Origin of the sequence: Shewanella decolorationis (genome assembly GCF_004354305.1) — a bacterium.
Taxonomy (GTDB): Bacteria; Pseudomonadota; Gammaproteobacteria; order Enterobacterales; family Shewanellaceae; genus Shewanella; species Shewanella decolorationis.
In genome coordinates this window covers 2985179-3004896 of record NZ_CP037898.1, presented here as the reverse complement: position 1 = coordinate 3004896, position 19718 = coordinate 2985179, and the positions used below count along the sequence as shown (strand labels likewise).

The window sequence follows — 19718 nt, the reverse complement described above, 5'->3', positions numbered from 1 at the left end:
AAATGAGTACTTATAATTAGTATTTGGAATTAGTGTTTTGAATTAGTGTTTTGAATTAGTGCTTTAAATTCAGTTTCTTGCCCTTTCACTGATTTTGTTATTCCTCCGCTCATATTTCATTTTGGATTAAACCTAGCTCGCTATAGTCACGCCAGAGAACTCACTGACAAGGTTGTTAATCATGAAATTCAAATGCCTTTTATCGACCACCACTTTGCTACTGCTCGGTGGCTGTGGCTACTTTGGTGGCGATGAAAAACAGCAATTAGAGCAGGCATGGCTTGCTCAAGATCCCCAACTACAACAAGTGGTTGAGCAAATCCGCAGCCGCGGACTCGATGTGGTCGCCCAAAGTGCGGCTGCGGGCACTGTGTCGGCCTGTGTGGCCGAAAAACTCAGCCAAGACCCCCTCGGTAAATTAGTGAGCGTCGAAGGCGCCTTAGTGGAGTCGGCTAAGGTGGCGGAATTACTCGACGATTTACAGAAGGTGATGGAGCAAAAGGTGAGTTTCGATCAAGTCGCAAGCCTGTTGCAAAAGGGTGCGGATGCGGCTGCCTATGCCAAAAGTTTGATCGAACAGCAGGGCGTCGAGCAAGCCATGCAAAGCCTTAAGCAAATGGCTCTCGCCATTGAAAAATTTGCTCAGCAGGATTTAGGCGCGCATTTCCAGCAGTTACTGCTAGAGTGTAAAGCGACTCCTCCAGCGACAATATCGGCAAACTAATTTGGGCTTTAGATTAACGCCTTATCCTATAAAAACGCCCTGAAAATTCAGGGCGTTGAGTTATTTACTTTGCACTTGGTAGCGGGACGATTTCAAAGTTTGGATCGAACTGTACTAAGCTTGACATGATTTTACCAAAAGCGGTTTTATCGCCTTCTAATTTAGCGCGACCATTGGCCAGTAAGTCTTTAAGGGTCGTTTTACCCAGTAAAATACCTGTAATGTCACGCTTATCAATATAGAGATCGCTATCCGCCGCGAGTGGCTTATCAACTTTAATATTACTTAAGTTACCGTTACTTAGCTCTACATAGAGAATGTCTTTAGTGTCTGGGTTAATCACATTAAGTCTTAACAGCCCAAGCTCAGCGGCTTTGATGCTATCCACTCTCACTGCGAGAAAGTCAAAAAGAGTTGAGATATCCATTTCGCCTAAAATATCTGCCGAGGCTGATTTGGGAGCGCCGGGTTGAATACCTACCCTTAACTCTTGGGCGCCAGTGAGGTAAATATTGCGCCATCCTGCGCCTTCTGCTTGATAACCCAGTTGTTCATAGGTATCGGCAAGTAACTGTCTAGCTTCTTTGTTATTCGGTTCTGCCATCACCACTTTATTGAGTACGGTGGCTACAAAGCGGTATTCTCCTTGGGCATAGTCGGTTTGGGCATGTTTCAGCACGGCTTTAGCGCCGCCCATATACTCAACAAATTTGGCTGATTCATCCTTTGTGGGTAGTGGGTTTAAGTTGGCTGGATTCATATCGAAATAGCCGAGGTACATGTTGTATACGGCTTTCGCATTGTGGCTATAGGTACCGTGATAACCATTGGTATACCAAGTATCACGTACTGCCTTGGGGATGGTGGTTTGAATCGCATCACCAATATCTTGGATGCCGACGCCGTTATTGGCTAAACGTAGGGTTTGATTATGGACTAGGCCATAGTTATCCCTTTGCATTCTTAAGTAGGCGTTGACATCTGCATTACCAAAGACAGGCGCAGAGTGGGCTTCAAACAATACCTGCGCATCATCACCAAAGCGTGTTAGCAATGCATTGATATCCTTAGACCATTTGATGGCATCCCGGACTTTTGCACCACGTAACGTGTAAATGTTGTGCATGCCATGGTAGGTGAGTTCAGCCGTCCATAGAGCCTTCATTGCGGGAATATAGGTGGCCATTTCCGACGCAGCTTCTGTGCCCGAGGCATCCATAAACACCATTTCGATACCATCGATAGTTAGCGTTTCCCATTTATCTTTGCTGTTAAGGGTGATATCGGGTTTTACATAGGTGACTTCGCCTTTGGATAAGCCTTTTGCGAGTGCGGCATCGACAATTCCTTGTTCATTGCGCTCTAATGTGGCGCCGTATTGATAGGCGGCGCGGCGGCTCATGGCATTTCCTGCGAGGACGTTTTCGTCAACAATTTCTTTGGTGATGTTATGGGAACCATAGACTTTGACATTCGGGTACATGTCTTTAATGGCGCGCGAACCACCGAAATGATCCGCATGACTATGGGAGTAAATCATCGCGACCACGGGTAAATCATTGCCCTCTGGTAAGTGTTTAAGCGCAAATTCTAGGGACAACTTTGCCGATTCTTTGGTGAGTAGTACGTCATAAAGGATCCAGCCCGTTTTACCGCGAATAAGGGTTAAGTTGGCTAAGTCGGTACCTCGAACTTGATAAATACCTTCAGTAACCTTGTATAGGCCGTTTGAGACCATATTCAATTGAGCTTGGCGATAAAGGGAAGGGTTTACTGTATCGGGGGTTTTATCGCTAATAAAACTAAAGTCTGCCCGTAAAATCGCTGCCGTAGGTTCATCGAGTTCGGCGATAAGATTCTTCGAAAACTCTTCAAAGGCTTTTTTATCTGCGTAATTCAGTTTATCCGCTGCGGCTTTATTCGCCTTGATAGTGTGTTCAGTTGCAGCCTTTCCCTGATAGTGAAGGCTGATATGCTCGTGCTCATGTTCAGCTGCTGCGGCGTTAAAGGCAAAGCTTGCGATAATACTCATTGTGATTAGAGATTTTTGCATAATATTTCCTACTTAGGAGGGTAACCAAGTTGTTAATGATTTGAGTATAGCCAGCTTGTGTATTTAGATAACTCGAGTTAGCTTGGGTTGTAATATTCATCTTGTGAATGAGTCATCATCCTATGCCGACACAAAAGCCATTAGATTTGAACTTACTGCGAGTGTTTATGGTGGTTTATCGCACCCGCTCATTTACGCTGGCTGCACAGGAGTTGGACCTTACCCAATCGTCGGTAAGTAATGCCATTAGTCGATTGAGGGCATGGGTAGGAGAGTCATTGTTTACTCGTGTTGGGCGCGGGATCGAACCGACAGCGGTTGCACGTGAGATTTACCGTAAGCTTGAACAGCCCATGACCGACATTGACAGTGTTTTGTTGGGATTTGAACATTTTGAACCTCACTCAAGTTAGCGGCACTTTTATGTTTATGCTAATGAATCAGTTATTGAGGCTTTGCAAGCTGGGGTTCAGTCCCTATTGCAGAATATGGATATTGAAGTGATTTTCCGTGTATCCCCCCCTCAAGAGGTGGATTTATACCGTGATATTTTACTTGAGCGGGTTGCAGTGGCGATTGACATTAAACCCGCGCAGCAAAGTTTGCTCTCGAGTAAATTACTTTTTACCGAGACATTGGTATGCATTGTTAGTCAGCAGCATCCTCGTATTCAAGGTGCCATTACCAATCAACAGTATTTTGAGGAGAAACACGTATTTTTAAATTTGCGGCGTTTTAATTTGACTGCGGGGGACTTGTTTACAGAAGGCGTGTTGCCTAGGCGCAAGATGTACAGCGAGCAGTCATCCCTATTAAGTATGTTTGCAACCGTAGGTAAAAGTGAGGCGATAGGTATTGCGCCTTTGCGATACGCTAGTCAATACGCTGAAATTTTTGGTTTGCAGATTTTACCTATGCCATTGAAAACGAGACCTATTGATTTGTATATGGTGTGGAGCAGCAAATATACACAAAACCCAAGCCATCAATGGTTGCGTCGCTTGTTACTTGATGCGAGTTCGACGAGCAACAACAAAAAAGCTCTAGATCAGTTTAGTCATGATTACAACTGATTTAGAGCTTAGAATTTGTTTTAAAAAATATAATCAGCTTACTGTCTTGCTAAGCGATGACTCTCGCCAGGGTGTTCAAAATCACTGCGGTAAGGGTTAATGTCTAAGCCTCCGCGACGGGTATAGCGGGCGTAAACGGTTAACTTAGTGCAGTGGCAGTAATGTTTTAAATCGACAAAAATCCGCTCGACACACTGCTCATGGAACTCGTTATGTTGGCGGAACGAAATCAAATAGCGCAGTAGCTTTTCGCGATCGATTTTAGGCCCTTGATAACGGATCATCACACTGCCCCAGTCCGGCTGAGAGGTAATTAAGCAGTTTGATTTCAACAGATTAGAATTGAGTGTCTCGGCAACAATCTGTTTGTCATCTGTGCTGTTTTCTAGATAATCCGGGTTAAAGTCATAGTCGCTGACTTCGATATCCAGATCGTCAATGCAAGTGCCTGGCAGCTCGACGACGCGTTGAATACCAAAACTCTTAGGCTCAATAATCTTCACTGTGACTTGGCCTTGGGCGCATTCACCGAGATCCTGCACTAAGGTTTTTTGCACAGCTTCGATATTGTCGAACTTGGTTTGGTTAAAACTGTTTAAATACAGTTTGAAGGATTTTGACTCGATCAGATTTTGGCTTTCATGGCTTAGCTGAATGTCGGCAATTGCCACCATAGGTTTGCCCTTGGCGTTTAGCCATGACAACTCATAGGCCGTCCAGATATCGGCTCCGTGGAAAGGCAAACTTTCCGCCGTGAGGTTGATAGCGTTACGGTTAAGTGAGCGAGGAACCCCTTGCAGCAGCGACGCATCATACTCGGCTTGGTAATCCGTGGCTTTACCTAAGGTTAGGCCGGCAAGCTCTTTTGCATCACTATAGGGATCGTGATTGTGTGTCATCAATACTGTTTCCATGTCAAAATAGGCGCACATTATACCCGAAATTGGATTGTGCTTAAGTGTCTTGTCTGCCTGCTCTCGATAAATTTTTAGATAATTACCATCGATCCTACCTATCAACTTTAGGCGAATTACCACGATATTACCCGCAGGGCGAGCCATCTTTGTGTATTCAAGGTGAGTTTGATGAAGCGTCCGATGAGGCGGTGTCTTGGCTCCCGGTTAAGCGTGAACAGCTAGGCAGTTTTGCGAATGTTGAACATGCGCTTGAGCTAAAACTGTGGCCGGATATCAATGACTTTTATGGTGAATATTTTGCGGCGCCCGTGCTGTTTGATTCACCCTGGGGCACGGGCGAATTGCTGCAGGTATGGAACGAGGCGGATTTTGATGCTCTGCAGCAAAATATTATCGGCCACTTAATGATGAAGCAAAAGCTCAAGCAGCCAGCAACTTGGTTTATAGGTTTGCTCGATGAGGGCGATAAGATGCTAACCGTTGATAATGCCGATGGCAGTGTCTGGGTTGAAATTCCCGGCGAGCTTCCTTCTGCCCAATTGGCGCCGAGTTTAGCTGAATTTATTGAGGCGTTATCGCCACGTATCGCGCCGCCCGTCAAACATGAAGAATTACCTATGCCGGCGCTCGAACATTCGGGGATTTTTGCCAGCTTTAAACGTATGTGGCACAACCTGATAGGTAAGCGTTAAGCGCGGGGTAAATGTTGCAAAGGTCTCTTGAAAAGCCTCTTGCAAACCTGTTTCGTAAACTCGGCTCGGCTATTTAGCCTGCCGAGTTTGCCATTCATCAATGGGTCAGTTATTGATGATCCCAAGACAAGTTAGACACTATGCGGCAAGGTTCGCAGCGAAAGTGGAACATATCTAATAGCGGCTCGTCGAGTTTCCAGTCGTGACTGCCACAGCGTGGGCAGGGGCGAGCTAACTCGGATTGCAGATCCTGTCCCCCGACGCGATATAAATAATAGTAGGTGGGGATTTTGGTCAGGTATTCGATTCGGCCGCGTAAGTCCCAACCTCTTCTAAATAAATCACTGTTTGGGCTGGATAATTCTTCCAGCGCGGCAAATTCTGCCTTAGTGGCTGCCGCCATTTGTAACTCATCACAGGCTTGCCACTCGGTTTGCCAGCGGATCACCCGTTTATGGTCACCATTAAAGGTGGCGGGGATTTGGTACAGCGGAATGGGCAGCAAGTTATCGCCACTTCGCAGGGGCGAGCACATATGCACATAGCTAGTGTAGAGCAGCTGCCAGCTGGGTGGCTCAGTATTACTCACCTCAGAATTAATATCCTGACCGATGAATTTTTCGCGTGGCGCCAGTAGCTTAGCCTCGGTTAATTCCGCCAGCGCTTTTTTCACCCAAGGGCTGTGATAACGATGATTCAAACTGTTTTTTTCAGGCATGAGTAAGCGTACTCGAAATTCGCCCTCATTAAAGGCCACGGCAAATTCGCGGCCAAGGATTTGGCCATTAGCGCGGTAGGCTTCCAGTAATTGATTGATGGCACGTTCTGCCGCACTGATGGTGGTATCGGCAAAGCATTCAAAGCGCAATTCGGTGACAAACATTAAGCGGATTTTCCTTGGGATTCGAGTTGACTGACACGTTGTTTCAGCTCGATAAGTTCATTTTTGAGTTGCATGATCTCGTTGTTTTTTAACGCGAAAGCTTGCTCAATACCCTGTTGCAACTGGGCTAACTGTTGCGCCAGTGTGGCGACTGTGAGTGGCGAAGCTTCGGCGGTGTCTGTTTCTTCAACCACGGGCTGAGTTTGGGCCGCTAAACGCTCACGCTCGGCTTTAGGTATCGATTTAAACTGCTGTAACCCTTGGATTAGCAGCGGCATGGGGATTTTGTTACCGACGCGGCTTTTTATCAGGGCAAGGCTTGGGGTTTTACCGCTGGCTTCGAGGGCGCACGCTGCTGCTAACACTTGGTCAATGGGACTCATAATAAGTGAAATTCCTTAATCTATATCGTATTTTTCACTAACTCACTGGAGCTTGATTATTTTAGTTCTTATAAATCAACACATTGCTTTTTGGCATTGATTTTGCTTTTTGAGCATTTTTATAACAAGTACACAGGAAGTCATAATATGAACGCAAATATTAATCGCAAACTCATCGCGGTCACATTTTTAGGGTTAGCAAGCTTAGGTCTTAGTGGTTGTGTGGTCAATGTCGGCGACAGTGAATCTAAGTGGGATAGCAGCGAATCTTGGGAAATAACACAGGATAAAAACCGCAATAATCTGACTAAGCTCAGCCTTGGTATGAGCAAAGACCAAGTGATGACCTTAATGGGCGCCTCGGATTTTAGCGAATCTTATCTGCAGCAGAATGGCGGCCAAGCCGATAAAGAAGTGTTGGTACTCTTTTATCGCACCCAGCATGCCCACAGTGACGGTAAAACCACTAAGGATGAATGCACGCCAATCGTCTTAAGCAATAATGTGCTAGTGGGTTGGGGTGATACCGCCTACAGCAAGATTTAACAACTTCACTATATTAAACAAGGCCCTAAATTATTAGGGCCTTCTTAATTGTGCGTCAAGTTGCTCAATAAGCTCGGTCCATTGCGCGTCAGCCTCTAACGCTTCAATAAGAAAACTCTTTTGTGCCTGAGTCCAAAATGGGGCGTCAGTTAAATGTGTTTGTGGTGAAAGTTTGTGGGTCGCAATAAATTGTGTAATGGCTTGAGCTTGATTGGCTAATCCTAACTGTTCAAATAAATGGCTCATATCGACGGGTGTTGTATCCATGTTTACATCCTCTCTGCGTGCCTTTATCTAGGGTATGCAACTCACTAGAAAAAGCAATCTATGATTAAAATTTGCACTTTTTGGTTTACTTGATACATTGATTACTACTCATAAGAGTGTGATCTAAATCAAGGAATTCTAATAATGGACAATAATACCTTGGATGAGTGCCGTGCAGTTTACCTCACCGCCGAAGATTTACGCCTTGCCGCTTCGATTCTGTATAACGCCTATCATGACGACCCTTTCTTTGTGGATGCTTTGTCCACTTCAGACAAATTCGCTTATGAACAAAAGTTACGCGCAGCGATCCGTGAGGAACTCAATACACTTTGGCAGGAAAAACAAGCACTAATAGGACTCTTTCATCAGACGCGATTAGTCGGCGTTGCTTGTGTTGTGACTCAAAAGGTACCGTTAGGTGAAGGTCGCTATTGGCACTGGCGACTCAAAATGTTGCTCGGTACAGGATGGCAATCTACTCAAGCGATTATAAAGAAGGAATCGAGCATTTTAGAGCTGTTGCCGAGTAAGCAGTGCGGCATTCTGCAGTTTATTGCCTTGTCACCCAACGAACAGCATAAAGGTTTAGGGCATCAACTCGTGCAAGCCGTAGTGAGTTGGTGTGATGAACAACCTGAGCTTGAAGGTGTTGGGGTCTTTAGCGCGCAGGAAGCTCACACTCGTCTTTTTTTAATGCATGATTTTGTGTCTTTGGGTGAACTTAATATTGGCAGTGTTGCAGGACAATTGCTCTTTTATACGAGTCAACAAGATGAATAAACCGTATCGCTCTTTTGCTGAGTTTTATCCTTTTTATCTTTCGCAGCACCAAGATTTGACCTGTAGGCGGCTACATTTTATTGGCAGCATTCTGGTTTTGTTATTAATTGTCATGGCGGTAGTCACTTCCCATTGGGGATTATTGTTATTAACTCCGGTCGTAGGGTACGGATTTGCCTGGGTGGGTCACTTTATTTTTGAACGTAATCGCCCCGCGACATTTCAATATCCGCTTTACAGTTTGATGGGCGATTGGGTGATGTTTGCACAAATTCTCACCGGAAAACTCAAACGCTGAATTTGTATGGCAAGTAGGAAGCTTACTTCCGTGTGAGAGATCGCTTACAAAGCCTGTAGGATAAAATGTTTTCTCACTGACTGTTTTGTAATCATAGTTTTTAAAGTGTATTTAAAATCATTGTGTTATGTTTGAATAAAACGTGGTTGTATGAAAAATGCGCTAGCGTGTGTTCTTTAAGCGAAACAAAAATAGCGAGAACCACGTAGAATTTACTCAACGCCAAAACAAACGGATAGCAGGGATTGCAATACAGGCGAGAGGGACGCAAGAAGCGACGAATTAAGATTCTTGGATTTGAATCTCTGACTGCAGGAAAGCTGTCATATGCCTAGGATAGGTTAAGGAAAAGCAGGGCTGCTTTCTCATGGATGATATGGAATTTATATCTGCTGGTATGGCAGGTTTCAGGATGATAAAAGCCAAACTTAAGGATTAAGCGTTACTCAAAGTGTTAAGCCTTGGGTTAAAGGATAAGTATAAGGTGAACAGCTTGTACTAATACTATGGATGGTGTTAAGCAGGATGCGACGAGGACGAACCATAGGATGTGGTTATAACCGAAGCAGGATTTTCGGTGCAACGGATTAAGTGTTATGGTTTTCCATACACAGGGAAAAGGGATACAAGGACGATTGCAGGAAGCAAACGTACGCATGGAAGGTGCAGGGAGCTCAAACTGAGCAGGATGGCTTACAGAGAATAAATGGGGCGCACACGGTGCGCCCTTTTCTTTTTTGCAATTCGAGTCATGGCTATTTGGCTAGTGCGTGTTGGCGTTGCTGAGATATTTGGGCTGCAATACAGCAGACAATTAGGCAAAGATCTGTACGGTTTGATGAAGTTTAGGTGAAGTAAAAGTCTTCGCCTTGTCTAAAGCCCGTTTAACTCCCGCTGAATGAACAGATATTTAATACGATTGGTATAATAACGCCTGTAACGTTTACAAGCGGAGTCGTTTATACATATTTTCTACCACAAGAGCTGCTTGTCATTGGGTGAGAATAACGACACATCATTCCTGGTTTCGCGAGCACGTGCTTGCCAGAACGAACAACATCTGATCTCGAAACGCCAACACGCCCTAGAATGAACAGCATTAATTTCTGCTTCACAACATGAATTAGGTCATATTGTCCATTTTTATATGTTGATACAGACGTAATTCTATAAAGTGACGGATTTCTGCTTATTTATTGAGATAATTGTGTCAGGGGGATTCAGATTTTTTGGATGTCAAAATGTTTGACAAGGATAAAAATTGCCATTGTCTTTGTGAGATATATCTCACAAGTGTGTAAGTAATTTGTAAGTTCTTTGACTGACAATGACAATATTGTTTTTAATAAATTATTTTTAATCAAAACGTTAATAAATTTCCCCCTGTGTGAACTTAATATGGCAGCTTAGATTTTTGGCTTTTACGAAAGCTGGCCAGCCGTAGCTGTCGTAGAATTCATTTGTAGACGGAACTACAGCGAACAGGAAGTTAGCAGTCAGGATGACTGGACAGTGTTTAAGGAATAAACACTGATGGAGTGGTAAGGAGAGACTTTCAGGATGAAAGCGATGCGAACCACGGAAGGAAAGACTATCAGGGATAGATAGCCTAATTGCATAGGATTGCAATGGCACATGGAGTGCAATAGAAAGGATGCTACTGAACCTATTTCACGGATGATGCTGGAACCGCTCAGGAAAGAGCAAGCTTGGTAAAAGGAACGCCAAGAGATAGGGAAGTACGTTGAGTACAGGGAAATATCACGGATTGAACAGGGATGATGCAGGACGCAAGTTGACGCATGGATGGTGCAGGGAGCACGAAAATAGCGGGATAGCTTAACAGAGAACAGAAGGGCGTGGTCTTATGACCACGCCCTTTCTTTTTTGGTATTCGTGCAGATAAAGCTGATTGAGTACGGATGTAGAGCCGAGCTATAGCTGAGTGTTATCTATACGACTCGGCATTGTCTATTCAACTCAAAGGTCTACGGCAGTCAATTAATGGCATTTGCCCGAGCTACAGCTACTTTGGCTGCCGCAACCACCAAACTTGCCTTTGGCCATTGGTGCTTCTTGCCATTCTGGCTCTGGGAAAATAGGCCATTCAATCTTTTGCACTTTTTTCCCTAGCATCCATATATGGCCGCGGTATTGGTTAATGCCATCGGTGCTGAATTCGAATAGGTATTTTGCCCTCCAACAGATCCCTGTCGTGCCGCCAAGGCTGGGGCGAGCCGTTTCCATTGCGATGGCTAAGAGTTGTACTTTTTGTCTACAACATTCTTTTTCGGCAAAAATACGGCTTAATTCTGCCATTTGACGTAATTGCCAAAAGAAGGCCGCAACCACAATTAGCGCAATAATTAACAGCAGATCTGACATCATTTACTTGTAGCCTTAAACAAGCCACCAATGGCCTGTGATAGTTGAACACTCCGATTGGGATTCCTTAATTCACCCAATAAGTGATTGCGTAAACTCGGTATCGCCACAATATCAGCAAAGATCTGATTAAAAAAGGCCTGGGGTTGTCGCGCCAATGCTTCGAGGTAAATACTGCGACTCAGCTCTTGCTTTAATACCGTCCAGTTTCGGCCTGCGATACTGATGAGTTCATTGGCCTCTAAGCGCTCGGTTTGCTGAAGATGGGCGAGGGCTTGTTGGCTCAATTCGGTATGAGAAGCGAGTGCGCGTAAGTAATAGGCTTGGTACTCGGGAGGAGCTGCCACAAACTTAGCATAAAGTTTATTCGCAAGTCCTTCTGTTAAATGCAGATGTTCGAGACATTGGCACAGGGCAATTTGCACTTCAATCGCACTATTGTCAAAACTGGCAAGGAGTTGCTGCTCGTGATCTAACTCACCAAGGCGAACACATACGTCGCTCAAACCTTGCAGGCCAATATGCTGCCATTCACTCGGTGCAATTTGTCCCGAGAGATATTGCACTGCAAATTCATATTGAATAGAAGCGCTTAACCCTAATTGTTTACGCACTAAGGCGTTAAATACCGCCAGTTTTTCTTGGCTGGGCTTAAAGCTAAACGGATTGTTAGCGAGGCGATCCTGTTGCTCATCGGTTAAGGGTTGAGTCGGATCTTGCCCCAGTGCCGTTAATACCATTTCAATAAACTGTGAGCGCGGCGCAGGCGAAAGCAGTCCTTGTTCGTCTAACGGTAGTTTTAGGAACCAAATAAAGTGCTGTTGGCTTTCGTTCCAAAACACGATGGCAAATTGGGCATGCCCTTGAATTGGGTAAGGGTAGGGTGTGACTAATGATTCGATTTGATGGAAGGCCAGCATATCGATGTGCTGTACTCTTCGTCCTAATTCATAGACTTGGAATTGGGTTTTGGCGGTCGTTAAAAATTGGCTAAGCGTGGTAATTTCAGTCATTTGGCTGCCATATCAATCAAAAAGGCTCAATAAATTGGCGACATTATAGGGGGAAGTTGTGCGCGATGGTATGATTGCCACACTTTTATCGCCTCAGTCGCAACGCTTAATTGTCGAATGACCGTGGCTTAATGGACCTTATATCGATGCTTTACAGCCAAACTCAATCCAAACTAGCCCAAATTGCCCACGAGTTACAAAGTGCCGGGCTTTGGTCTACTCGTGCGCCCAGTGATGAAGCCATGGCCAGTACGGCGCCTTTTGCCTGTGATCTTATGTCGTTAGAACAATGGTTGCAGTTTATCTTTATTCCGCGCATGCAAGCCCTTATCGATGCGGGGCAACCTTTGCCAAGCAAAATTGCGATAGCCCCAATGGCGGAACATGTGTGGTCAGAACAAGCGGCGTTAACACCTTTAATCGCCGTCTTAAATGAATTGGATATGTTGTTAAATGAACCTAGATGATGATTGGCTGGATATGCCAGAGGATAAATACAATCCAAGCGAGAACGACGAACAGTCAGAGCCTGCGCCAGAGCTGCGTATCTTGTATCAAGACGAGCACTTGGTAGCTATTCATAAACCCGCGGGATTATTGGTTCATCGCAGCTACTTAGCGCGGCGTGAGCGCTTTTTTGCGATGCAACTGACACGGGATCTTGTTGGTTGCCATGTGTTTCCGGTACACCGTTTAGATAGACCCACCTCGGGCGTGTTGTTATTTGCCAAAAGCAGAGAGGTAGCCAACGCCCTTTGCGAGCAATTTGCCAACCACAGTATTGAAAAACAATATTTGGCCTTGGTGCGTGGCAATATGCATGAGAGTGGTGTGTTGGATTATGCGCTCAAAGTCGAATTAGATGAGGTGGCAGACAAGTTTGCCAATCAAGATAAGGCCGCGCAGGACGCTGTGACTCAATATGAGCCGCTATTAAATACCGAAATTCCTTATCCGTCGGGGCGTTATGCAACTAGTCGCTTCGCGTTAGTGAAACTGAGTCCAAAAACGGGGCGTAAGCACCAACTCAGACGCCATATGGCGCATTTACGTCACCCGATTATTGGCGATACCACCCACGGCGATGGTAAGCAAAATGCGTTCTTCCGCGCGCATTTCGATTTCAATCGACTGTGGTTGATTGCGAAAAAGTTAACCTTCACTCACCCGGTGACACTTGAGCGCTTAAGTATTGAAACCGAGCTTGAGCCAGAATGGGAAACCGTGTTTTCAGGACTGGGTTGGGATGATGCCGTACTTTGTTGCGAGCCAAGTGTGTTGATTGCAGAGCAAACGACGACCGTTTAAGGCAATGCTTGTTTGGGCATTTAGGGTCTGTGGTCGCTTAAGAGGCGACTCCTAGCTTAAAGATACTTCTAGCCTAAGGCGAGTGCTGACTTAAGCTTGCATCTTGGAGATATGTCTAGTTGCATGCAATTCACTGCAACATTCGGCGGTCTTAACTAACGGTTGCTTTGAGGTTGGATATCAAGCTGGCTAAGGTCGAGTATTCCGCCGAGGCGTTAGGCGGTAATTGCAGATTTTGCTGGGCGGCGTGAAAGTAATGTTTACGTCGTATTTGGGTGGTTTTATGTTGGTGCTTGAGGTGTTTTTGCCTATTGCTCTGTCGCATCAGTTTGCTTCCCCATGCTCAATAACTTGATTTATAAAATTTTTACCTTGTTGCTTGCCCTAAAGCCTCACAATAAAGTAACTTCAGCTAAGTTGCGTTTACGCATGTGGCACGGAGTATATCATGAAAAAAGTTAATCTGGTGTTCGGCACTGTGTATGGTAGCGCACAATTTACCGCCGAAACCTTAGAAAAAGCGCTGACAGAACTTGGTTATGACGCCAAATTGTGGCAACCGAATGAAATTAGCCAATTTACGCCACCACAGGATGAGTTGTTAGTGGTGGTGACCTCGACGACAGGGCAAGGGGATTTACCCGACGATATCCAGCCTTGGTATTATCATCTTAAGGAGACGGCGCCTTATCTGCCTGAGCTGAAATACAGCGTAATCGCACTTGGTGATTCGAGTTACGATACCTTTTGCGGTGCGGGTAAATCGGTAGATGAATTGCTCAGTGAGTTAGGTGCTAAACCCGTTGTGGCGCGTCTTGAAATTGATGCCTGTGAAACCATGGAACCTGAGGTCGAAGCGATAAAATGGCTGGAAAGCTGGAATCAAATCGTCAAATCCGGACGCGCCGCTTAGGCCATTTCGTTACTCAACAGTGGTTTAAATTTGCCCAGCGTTTAAGTCAGGCGCTGTTAATCCCTATTGCCATTTTGCCCGCGGCGGGTGTGATGCTGGGCTTAACCGTAAGTCCAATCCCTTTTATGCCTGAGGTGCTAACCGTATTGATGCTGGCGGTTGGCAAGCTGATTTTTGCCATCATGCCCATGTTGTTTGCGGTGGCGGTGGCGATAGGGTTTTGCCGCGATCAAGGCATCGCCGCTTTTACTGCCGTATTTGGTTATGGGGTGATGACGGCCACCTTAGCCGCATTAGCGGATCTTTATCAACTGCCGACCCAATTACTACTTGGCATGGAAACCTTAGATACAGGGATTGCTGGCGGCATGTTGATTGGTGGCGTGACTTGCTTTGCCGTGCGCTGGAGCCAATATATTCGCCTGCCTGCGATTTTCTCCTTTTTCGAGGGGCGGCGCAGCGCCTCTTTATTGATCATTCCGTTGGCGATGGGGTTAGGTTATATCCTTGCCCATGTGTGGCCACCGTTATCTCTTTTAATCGAGCGTGTTTCCGATTGGGCCGTTTACCAAAAGCCGGCCATCGCCTTTGGTGTTTATGGCGCGCTCGAACGTTTACTCATTCCCCTTGGTTTGCATCATATCTGGAATGCACCTTTCTATTTAGAAGTTGGCCAATACCAGTTACAGAACTCTGAAGTGGTTCGGGGTGAAGTGGCGCGCTATTTAGCGGGCGATCCGCAGGCGGGGAATTTAGCGGGCGGCTATTTGATTAAAATGTGGGGATTGCCCGCAGCGGCGCTGGCGATTTGGCGCTGTGCCGATCCCTCGGAGCGTAATCGGGTTGCGGGCATTATGCTTTCCGCTGCGGCGGCCAGTTGGCTGACAGGAGTCACAGAGCCGATTGAGTTCGCCTTTATGTTTGTGGCGCCGATTTTATTTCTTATTCACGTGGTGTTGTCGGGGCTGGCATATTTTGTCTGCATCTTACTCGATATTCACCACAGTATTGTGTTCTCCCATGGGTTGGTGGATTTCACGCTGTTGTTTTCCCTGTCGCGCAATACGGGCTGGTTTGCATTTTTAGGGCCGCTGACGGCGGTGATTTATTACCTGCTGTTTAGGGGCAGTATTTTGGCATTTAATTTAAAGACGCCAGGACGACTCGAACCCGATGAACCCCATGGTGCCAAAGAGAGCTTAAGGGCCATCATTGCGGCATTGGGCGGTCGCGAGAATATTGTTGAGCTCAATGCTTGTCTCACCCGTTTACGTTTAAGTGTGCACAGCCCTGAGCTCGTCAATAAAGTGCGACTCAGCCAGCTCGGTGCTAAGGGCGTGATTGTGATGGGCAAAGGTGTACAAGTGGTGTATGGCACCAAAGCCGAAACCCTACGCAAAGTCTTGCAGCGTTATTTAGATACTCGGCGTTAATATTGAATCTTATTGAAATTAATCGCTGCTTTATTGTGTTTAATAAAGTTAACTCACAATAAATTCACTTTTTATCACAAAAAATAAGCTTTTCATGCTGTGTGAGTGAATGGGCTATGGCACACTCAAATAAGGGACCATAGAGGAGATCAGATTTTGCAGTCACAGCATGAACAAGTATCGAACGCGAAACCCGCCTTAGCACGTAAAATCCTGATGACAGATTGCGCCGATGCCCAAGGGCTTATCGCCAAAATCACCAGTGTTTGCTTCAATCATCAGCTTAACATCATTAAAAACAGTGAGTTTGTGGATAATGCTCAGGGGCGATTTTTTATGCGCACTGAGCTCGAAGGGCACTTTAACAGCGAGCAATTGCTACAGGATCTGCGGGAGGTGTTACCCGCGCAAAATCATATGACCTTGGTCAGCGCGGGTAAGAAGCGTATCGTCGTATTAGTCACCAAAGAAGCCCATTGTTTGGGCGATCTGCTGATGAAGGCCTACTATGGCGGCTTGAATGTTGAGATAGCAGCCGTGGTGGGCAATCATGATGTGTTAAGGGAATTGGTTGAAAAATTTGATATTCCTTTTCATCTAGTAAGTCACGAAGGACTAGACAGAATTCAGCATGAGCAGGCGTTACTGGCCGCTGTGTCGCAATACGCGCCCGATTATCTGGTGCTCGCTAAATATATGCGGGTGCTGACGCCGGATTTCGTCGCCGAATATCCAAACCGTATCATCAATATCCATCATTCTTTCTTGCCAGCATTTATCGGTGCCGCACCTTACCGCCAAGCCTGGGAGCGAGGGGTAAAGATTATCGGTGCGACGGCGCATTTTGTGAATAATTGCCTCGATGAAGGGCCCATCATTAAACAGGATGTGATCCCTGTCGATCACAGTTACAGCGCGCTTGAAATGGCCAAAGCGGGGCGAGATGTCGAAAAAAGCGTCCTCAGCAAAGCATTACAACTTGTGCTGAATGAGCAAGTAGTGGTCTACGGCAATAAGACCATTGTGTTTTAAGTCGTTAAATTTTATTTGAGTATCCCCAGCACGCTCTTGCCTATACCGTGATGGGGATCTTATGTTTCAGTTTTAGCCTGTGGCTTACATTAGCTTTGCTATCCTTATGTTTAATAGGATTTTTGCTTTGTTCATGTCCTAATGAGTTTTTAAGTCTACATTCCTATTTTTAATCAAGGATGGAGGTTGGATGTCAACAAATCGCGGTCTAATTGTCGGAACGATGGATCTACCCGATGGTTTGCATTTGTCTTGGGCACAACTCGATAAAGAGTTTCGTGTTCAAAAAATGAGTCAAGCCTTTTATGAGCGCTGTAACCGCTCAGCAGCGCAAATCATTAATAAACCCATTTGTCAGTTATTCAGTGCTTTTGACACTGATTTATGTGCCGATATTGAGCATCGTAGCGATGGCTATATCGGTTTCCAGTTACAGGACAATAATGGTACGAATGTGCATTTTGCTTTGCATGCAGTCCCAGAAGATGGATGGTACTTGATCTTATCAGAGATAAATTTTGAAGATCCCAAAATTAAAGAGTTGCATGTAGATTATCGCCGAGCAATCCAAGCGAGCGACGTTTGGTTACAGCATAATGAAGAAGTCATAAGGTCTTCTCCAGAGGATGTTTTCCGCGTTGCTGTAGCCAAATCTGTTGCACTCAGTAGTAGTCAACATGGATTTATTCTTTTACATAACGAAAAATCGAAATTACTTACCTTGGCGGCTAGAACCCAATATCCCCAGTCTAAGATTGGCCCCCAAGACATAGTCGAAGAAGAAACCCAAGCTCCTGAAACTGAAAGTCTTGTCTGGCTTGAATGCGCTCAAAACTTTAAACCTATCATTAAAAATAGCCTAGGTAAGCCAGCGGGTACCGAGCGAGTATTCGATAAATTACTGCTTGATGAACGCTATTTAGCGGTACCCATTTTATTTCGAAATCGGTTGATGGGAATTATTTGCGTCGTTGGTCGAAGTGACCCCTACAGTCGTCAAGATGCCCGCTCATTGCTCACTTTTGCGAGTATTTTATGGCACTCGATTGAGCTTCCACGAAGTTTAAGGGCGGTGTCTCGTCAGTCCAAAATCATCAAGGCGCAAAAGGAACAATTATCCCAATCGTTAACCCAGCTTATCAGCGCCATTTCCGAGGCATTAGAGCTTAAAGATGCTTATACCGCGGGGCATCAAAAGTCGGTAGCCCAATTAAGTTATCTAATAGGTGAAAAACTCGGACTTGAACCGCAGCGTTTAGAGGGGCTAAAAATCGGTGCACTGGTGCATGACATAGGTAAACTTGCCATACCATCGCAGATATTGACTAAGCCTTCAAAACTATCCAAAGAAGAATACGCCTTAATTCAAACTCATCCACAGCATGGAGCAGAAATAGTAGAGGATGTCGAATTTCCTTGGCCCATAAAACAGATGATATTACAGCATCATGAGCGGCTTGATGGATCGGGTTACCCCTTGGGATTGAAGGATAAAGCAATTCTTTATGAGGCTAAAATTATTGCCGTTGCCGATGTGGCTGATTCAATCCTATCACATCGACCTTATCGTCCGTCATTGGGATTGGCGAAGATGACAGAAGTGCTGCGGGCGGGTAAAGGGACCTTATTTGATCCTGACATAGTTGAAACCTGTTTAGAGGTACTTATTAACCGTGAAATTAGTATTAGCGATCATATAGGTTCTGCCGCGCTAGACCCGGTAGTGACAGTCACTTTAGACCATGAGTTAGCCGACATTAAACGACTACTGACTCACGCCCATGCTAAGGTGGCAGTTGTGCAGGATGAAGAACATCACCTCATTGGCGTTATCACCCTAAGATTATTGGACTATTGGCTCAGCCCTCTCATTGGCAGTGCAGCCGAGCGAGAACAGGATAGGGCTTTTTTGCGTAAAAAAGCCCATCAAATCATGGAGCATTCTGTTCCTTTAATTAGTGATGTGGCGACTTCAGAAGATGCGTTGCAGCAGCTTAATGAGTCTGACTCTGAGTTTTTGGTGGTTGTGAATAAGGCGCAACATGCAATAGGCGTAATCGGCTGGCGTGCAATAGCGATGGCGAATAAGTTAAGGCAGGATGTAGAGCGTTTAATTTAACAGAACTTGGTTGATAAAAATGCCAAGTAGCTTGCTTGGCATTTTGTTATCCCGCTATGTAGCGAAACGCTTAATCGACGATACGTAACAGTTCGTTGATACCCACTTTACCGCGGGTTTTTGCGTCCACTTTTTTCACAATGATAGCAGCGTATAGGCTGTATTTACCGCAAGCCGATGGCAGGTTACCCGATACCACGACTGAGCCAGCTGGTACACGGCCGTAGTGGATTTCGCCCGTTTCACGGTCATAAATACGGGTGCTTTGGCCGATATAAACGCCCATTGAAATCACTGAGCCTTCTTCAACCACGACGCCTTCAACGATTTCTGAGCGTGCGCCGATAAAGCAGTTGTCTTCAATAATGGTAGGGCCCGCTTGCAGCGGCTCGAGTACGCCACCGATGCCAACACCGCCGGATAAGTGCACGTTTTTACCAATTTGCGCGCATGAGCCAACGGTTGCCCAAGTGTCAACCATAGTGCCTTCGTCAACGTAAGCACCAAGGTTTACATAAGATGGCATTAACACAGTGTTTTTACCGATGAATGAACCTTTACGTACGGTTGCCGATGGCACCACACGGATAGCTTCGACTTTAAAGCGGGCTTCGTCATATTCGGCGAACTTTAACGGTACTTTATCGAAATATTTGGTTTCTGCACCATCGATAACCGCGTTATCGAAAATACGGAATGACAGTAATACCGCCTTCTTCAACCATTGATGTACATGCCATTGGCCATCGATTTTCTCGGCGACGCGCAGTTCACCTTTATCGAGCATATTGATGACATTTTGCACATCGTTACGCACGCTTGCGTCAACAGTGCTTGGTGTGATGTCGGCACGCGCTTCAAATGCGGCCTCAATACGTTGGCGTAAAGCCTCCATT

The 19718-nt window shown here is 45.6% G+C and carries 20 protein-coding genes and 1 pseudogene; 12 read left to right on the top strand and 9 right to left on the bottom strand.

The features are described 5' to 3' along the window. The first annotated feature begins 181 nt into the window (after positions 1-181). The gene (locus tag EYR25_RS13625; protein ID WP_133180745.1) at positions 182-724 is read left to right on the top strand and encodes a hypothetical protein; all 543 of its coding nucleotides are present in this window, start codon (positions 182-184) and stop codon (positions 722-724) included. A gap of 64 nt (positions 725-788) precedes the next feature. Here EYR25_RS13625 and EYR25_RS13620 read toward each other — a convergent pair whose 3' ends face one another. Continuing rightward, positions 789-2777, bottom strand: a complete 1989-nt coding sequence (locus EYR25_RS13620; protein WP_133180743.1) for an alkyl/aryl-sulfatase — start codon at positions 2775-2777, stop codon at positions 789-791. A 122-nt stretch (positions 2778-2899) separates the two neighbouring features. Here EYR25_RS13620 and EYR25_RS13615 point away from each other — a divergent pair. Next, positions 2900-3850 (top strand): annotated as a pseudogene (locus EYR25_RS13615) (LysR family transcriptional regulator). A gap of 38 nt (positions 3851-3888) precedes the next feature. On the opposite strand, the gene queF reads toward EYR25_RS13615, so the two are convergent. Continuing rightward, positions 3889-4749, bottom strand: coding sequence for an NADPH-dependent 7-cyano-7-deazaguanine reductase QueF (gene queF, locus EYR25_RS13610; RefSeq protein ID WP_086902359.1), 861 nt, complete (start codon positions 4747-4749; stop codon positions 3889-3891). Positions 4750-4808: 59 nt separating this feature from the next. On the opposite strand from queF, the gene syd reads away from it, so the two are divergent. Continuing rightward, the gene (gene syd / locus EYR25_RS13605) at positions 4809-5459 is read left to right on the top strand and encodes a SecY-interacting protein (protein ID WP_133180740.1); all 651 of its coding nucleotides are present in this window, start codon (positions 4809-4811) and stop codon (positions 5457-5459) included. Between the two features lie 109 nt (positions 5460-5568). Here syd and EYR25_RS13600 read toward each other — a convergent pair whose 3' ends face one another. Both EYR25_RS13600 and EYR25_RS13595 read right to left on the bottom strand, forming a co-directional pair. After that, entirely contained in the window at positions 5569-6342 is a 774-nt protein-coding gene (locus tag EYR25_RS13600; protein WP_023267368.1) for a Zn-ribbon-containing protein, read from the bottom strand. Then, the gene (locus EYR25_RS13595) at positions 6342-6725 is read right to left on the bottom strand and encodes a hypothetical protein (protein ID WP_023267369.1); all 384 of its coding nucleotides are present in this window, start codon (positions 6723-6725) and stop codon (positions 6342-6344) included. The genes EYR25_RS13600 and EYR25_RS13595 overlap by 1 nt, the downstream gene beginning before the upstream one ends. A gap of 147 nt (positions 6726-6872) precedes the next feature. Here EYR25_RS13595 and EYR25_RS13590 point away from each other — a divergent pair, with 147 nt between their 5' ends. Next, positions 6873-7271, top strand: coding sequence for a DUF3192 domain-containing protein (locus EYR25_RS13590; protein ID WP_039978274.1), 399 nt, complete (start codon positions 6873-6875; stop codon positions 7269-7271). Between the two features lie 33 nt (positions 7272-7304). Here the strand turns inward: EYR25_RS13590 and EYR25_RS13585 are convergent, their stop codons facing one another. Next, the gene (locus EYR25_RS13585) at positions 7305-7538 is read right to left on the bottom strand and encodes a DUF2789 domain-containing protein (RefSeq protein WP_133180738.1); all 234 of its coding nucleotides are present in this window, start codon (positions 7536-7538) and stop codon (positions 7305-7307) included. A 144-nt stretch (positions 7539-7682) separates the two neighbouring features. Between EYR25_RS13585 and EYR25_RS13580 the strand changes: the two genes are divergently transcribed. Both EYR25_RS13580 and EYR25_RS13575 read left to right on the top strand, forming a co-directional pair. After that, complete coding sequence (locus EYR25_RS13580; protein ID WP_133180736.1) at positions 7683-8321, top strand: GNAT family N-acetyltransferase; 639 nt, start codon at positions 7683-7685, stop codon at positions 8319-8321. After that, on the top strand, positions 8314-8619 hold the full coding sequence (locus EYR25_RS13575; protein WP_023267373.1) for an Mpo1-like protein: 306 nt from the start codon (positions 8314-8316) through the stop codon (positions 8617-8619). The genes EYR25_RS13580 and EYR25_RS13575 overlap by 8 nt, the downstream gene beginning before the upstream one ends. Positions 8620-10620: 2001 nt before the next feature. Here the strand turns inward: EYR25_RS13575 and EYR25_RS13570 are convergent. Continuing rightward, entirely contained in the window at positions 10621-11007 is a 387-nt protein-coding gene (locus EYR25_RS13570) for a DUF3301 domain-containing protein (RefSeq protein WP_089067404.1), read from the bottom strand. Beyond that, on the bottom strand, positions 11004-12017 hold the full coding sequence (locus EYR25_RS13565; protein WP_023267375.1) for a DUF3549 family protein: 1014 nt from the start codon (positions 12015-12017) through the stop codon (positions 11004-11006). Before EYR25_RS13565 ends, EYR25_RS13570 begins: the two co-directional genes overlap by 4 nt. A 146-nt stretch (positions 12018-12163) precedes the next feature. Here EYR25_RS13565 and EYR25_RS13560 point away from each other — a divergent pair, with 146 nt between their 5' ends. Both EYR25_RS13560 and truC read left to right on the top strand, forming a co-directional pair. Continuing rightward, positions 12164-12484 carry a YqcC family protein gene (locus EYR25_RS13560; protein WP_133182872.1) on the top strand — a complete coding sequence of 107 codons (321 nt, stop codon included), beginning with the start codon at positions 12164-12166 and terminating at the stop codon, positions 12482-12484. After that, positions 12471-13325 (top strand): tRNA pseudouridine(65) synthase TruC, encoded by an 855-nt coding sequence (gene truC / locus EYR25_RS13555; RefSeq protein ID WP_133180734.1) that lies wholly within the window; start codon positions 12471-12473, stop codon positions 13323-13325. The genes EYR25_RS13560 and truC overlap by 14 nt, the downstream gene beginning before the upstream one ends. A 151-nt stretch (positions 13326-13476) precedes the next feature. On the opposite strand, the gene EYR25_RS21220 is transcribed toward truC, so the two are convergent. Then, positions 13477-13650 carry a hypothetical protein gene (locus EYR25_RS21220; RefSeq protein WP_039978277.1) on the bottom strand — a complete coding sequence of 58 codons (174 nt, stop codon included), beginning with the start codon at positions 13648-13650 and terminating at the stop codon, positions 13477-13479. Between the two features lie 123 nt (positions 13651-13773). Between EYR25_RS21220 and EYR25_RS13550 the strand changes: the two genes are divergently transcribed. The 4 genes from EYR25_RS13550 to EYR25_RS13535 all read left to right on the top strand — a co-directional run bounded on the left by EYR25_RS13550 (position 13774) and on the right by EYR25_RS13535 (position 18822). Beyond that, positions 13774-14238 carry a flavodoxin gene (locus EYR25_RS13550; RefSeq protein ID WP_133180732.1) on the top strand — a complete coding sequence of 155 codons (465 nt, stop codon included), beginning with the start codon at positions 13774-13776 and terminating at the stop codon, positions 14236-14238. After that, positions 14190-15671, top strand: a complete 1482-nt coding sequence (locus EYR25_RS13545; RefSeq protein ID WP_133180730.1) for a PTS transporter subunit EIIC — start codon at positions 14190-14192, stop codon at positions 15669-15671. The genes EYR25_RS13550 and EYR25_RS13545 overlap by 49 nt, the downstream gene beginning before the upstream one ends. Before the next feature lie 156 nt (positions 15672-15827). After that, positions 15828-16703: a formyltetrahydrofolate deformylase gene (gene purU / locus EYR25_RS13540; protein WP_084294880.1), complete on the top strand. Its 876-nt coding sequence runs from the start codon at positions 15828-15830 to the stop codon at positions 16701-16703. A gap of 190 nt (positions 16704-16893) precedes the next feature. After that, positions 16894-18822: an HD domain-containing phosphohydrolase gene (locus tag EYR25_RS13535; RefSeq protein ID WP_133180728.1), complete on the top strand. Its 1929-nt coding sequence runs from the start codon at positions 16894-16896 to the stop codon at positions 18820-18822. Positions 18823-18892: 70 nt separating this feature from the next. On the opposite strand, the gene dapD is transcribed toward EYR25_RS13535, so the two are convergent. After that, the gene (dapD, locus tag EYR25_RS13530; protein WP_133180726.1) at positions 18893-19717 is read right to left on the bottom strand and encodes a 2,3,4,5-tetrahydropyridine-2,6-dicarboxylate N-succinyltransferase; all 825 of its coding nucleotides are present in this window, start codon (positions 19715-19717) and stop codon (positions 18893-18895) included. Position 19718: the final 1 nt, after the last annotated feature.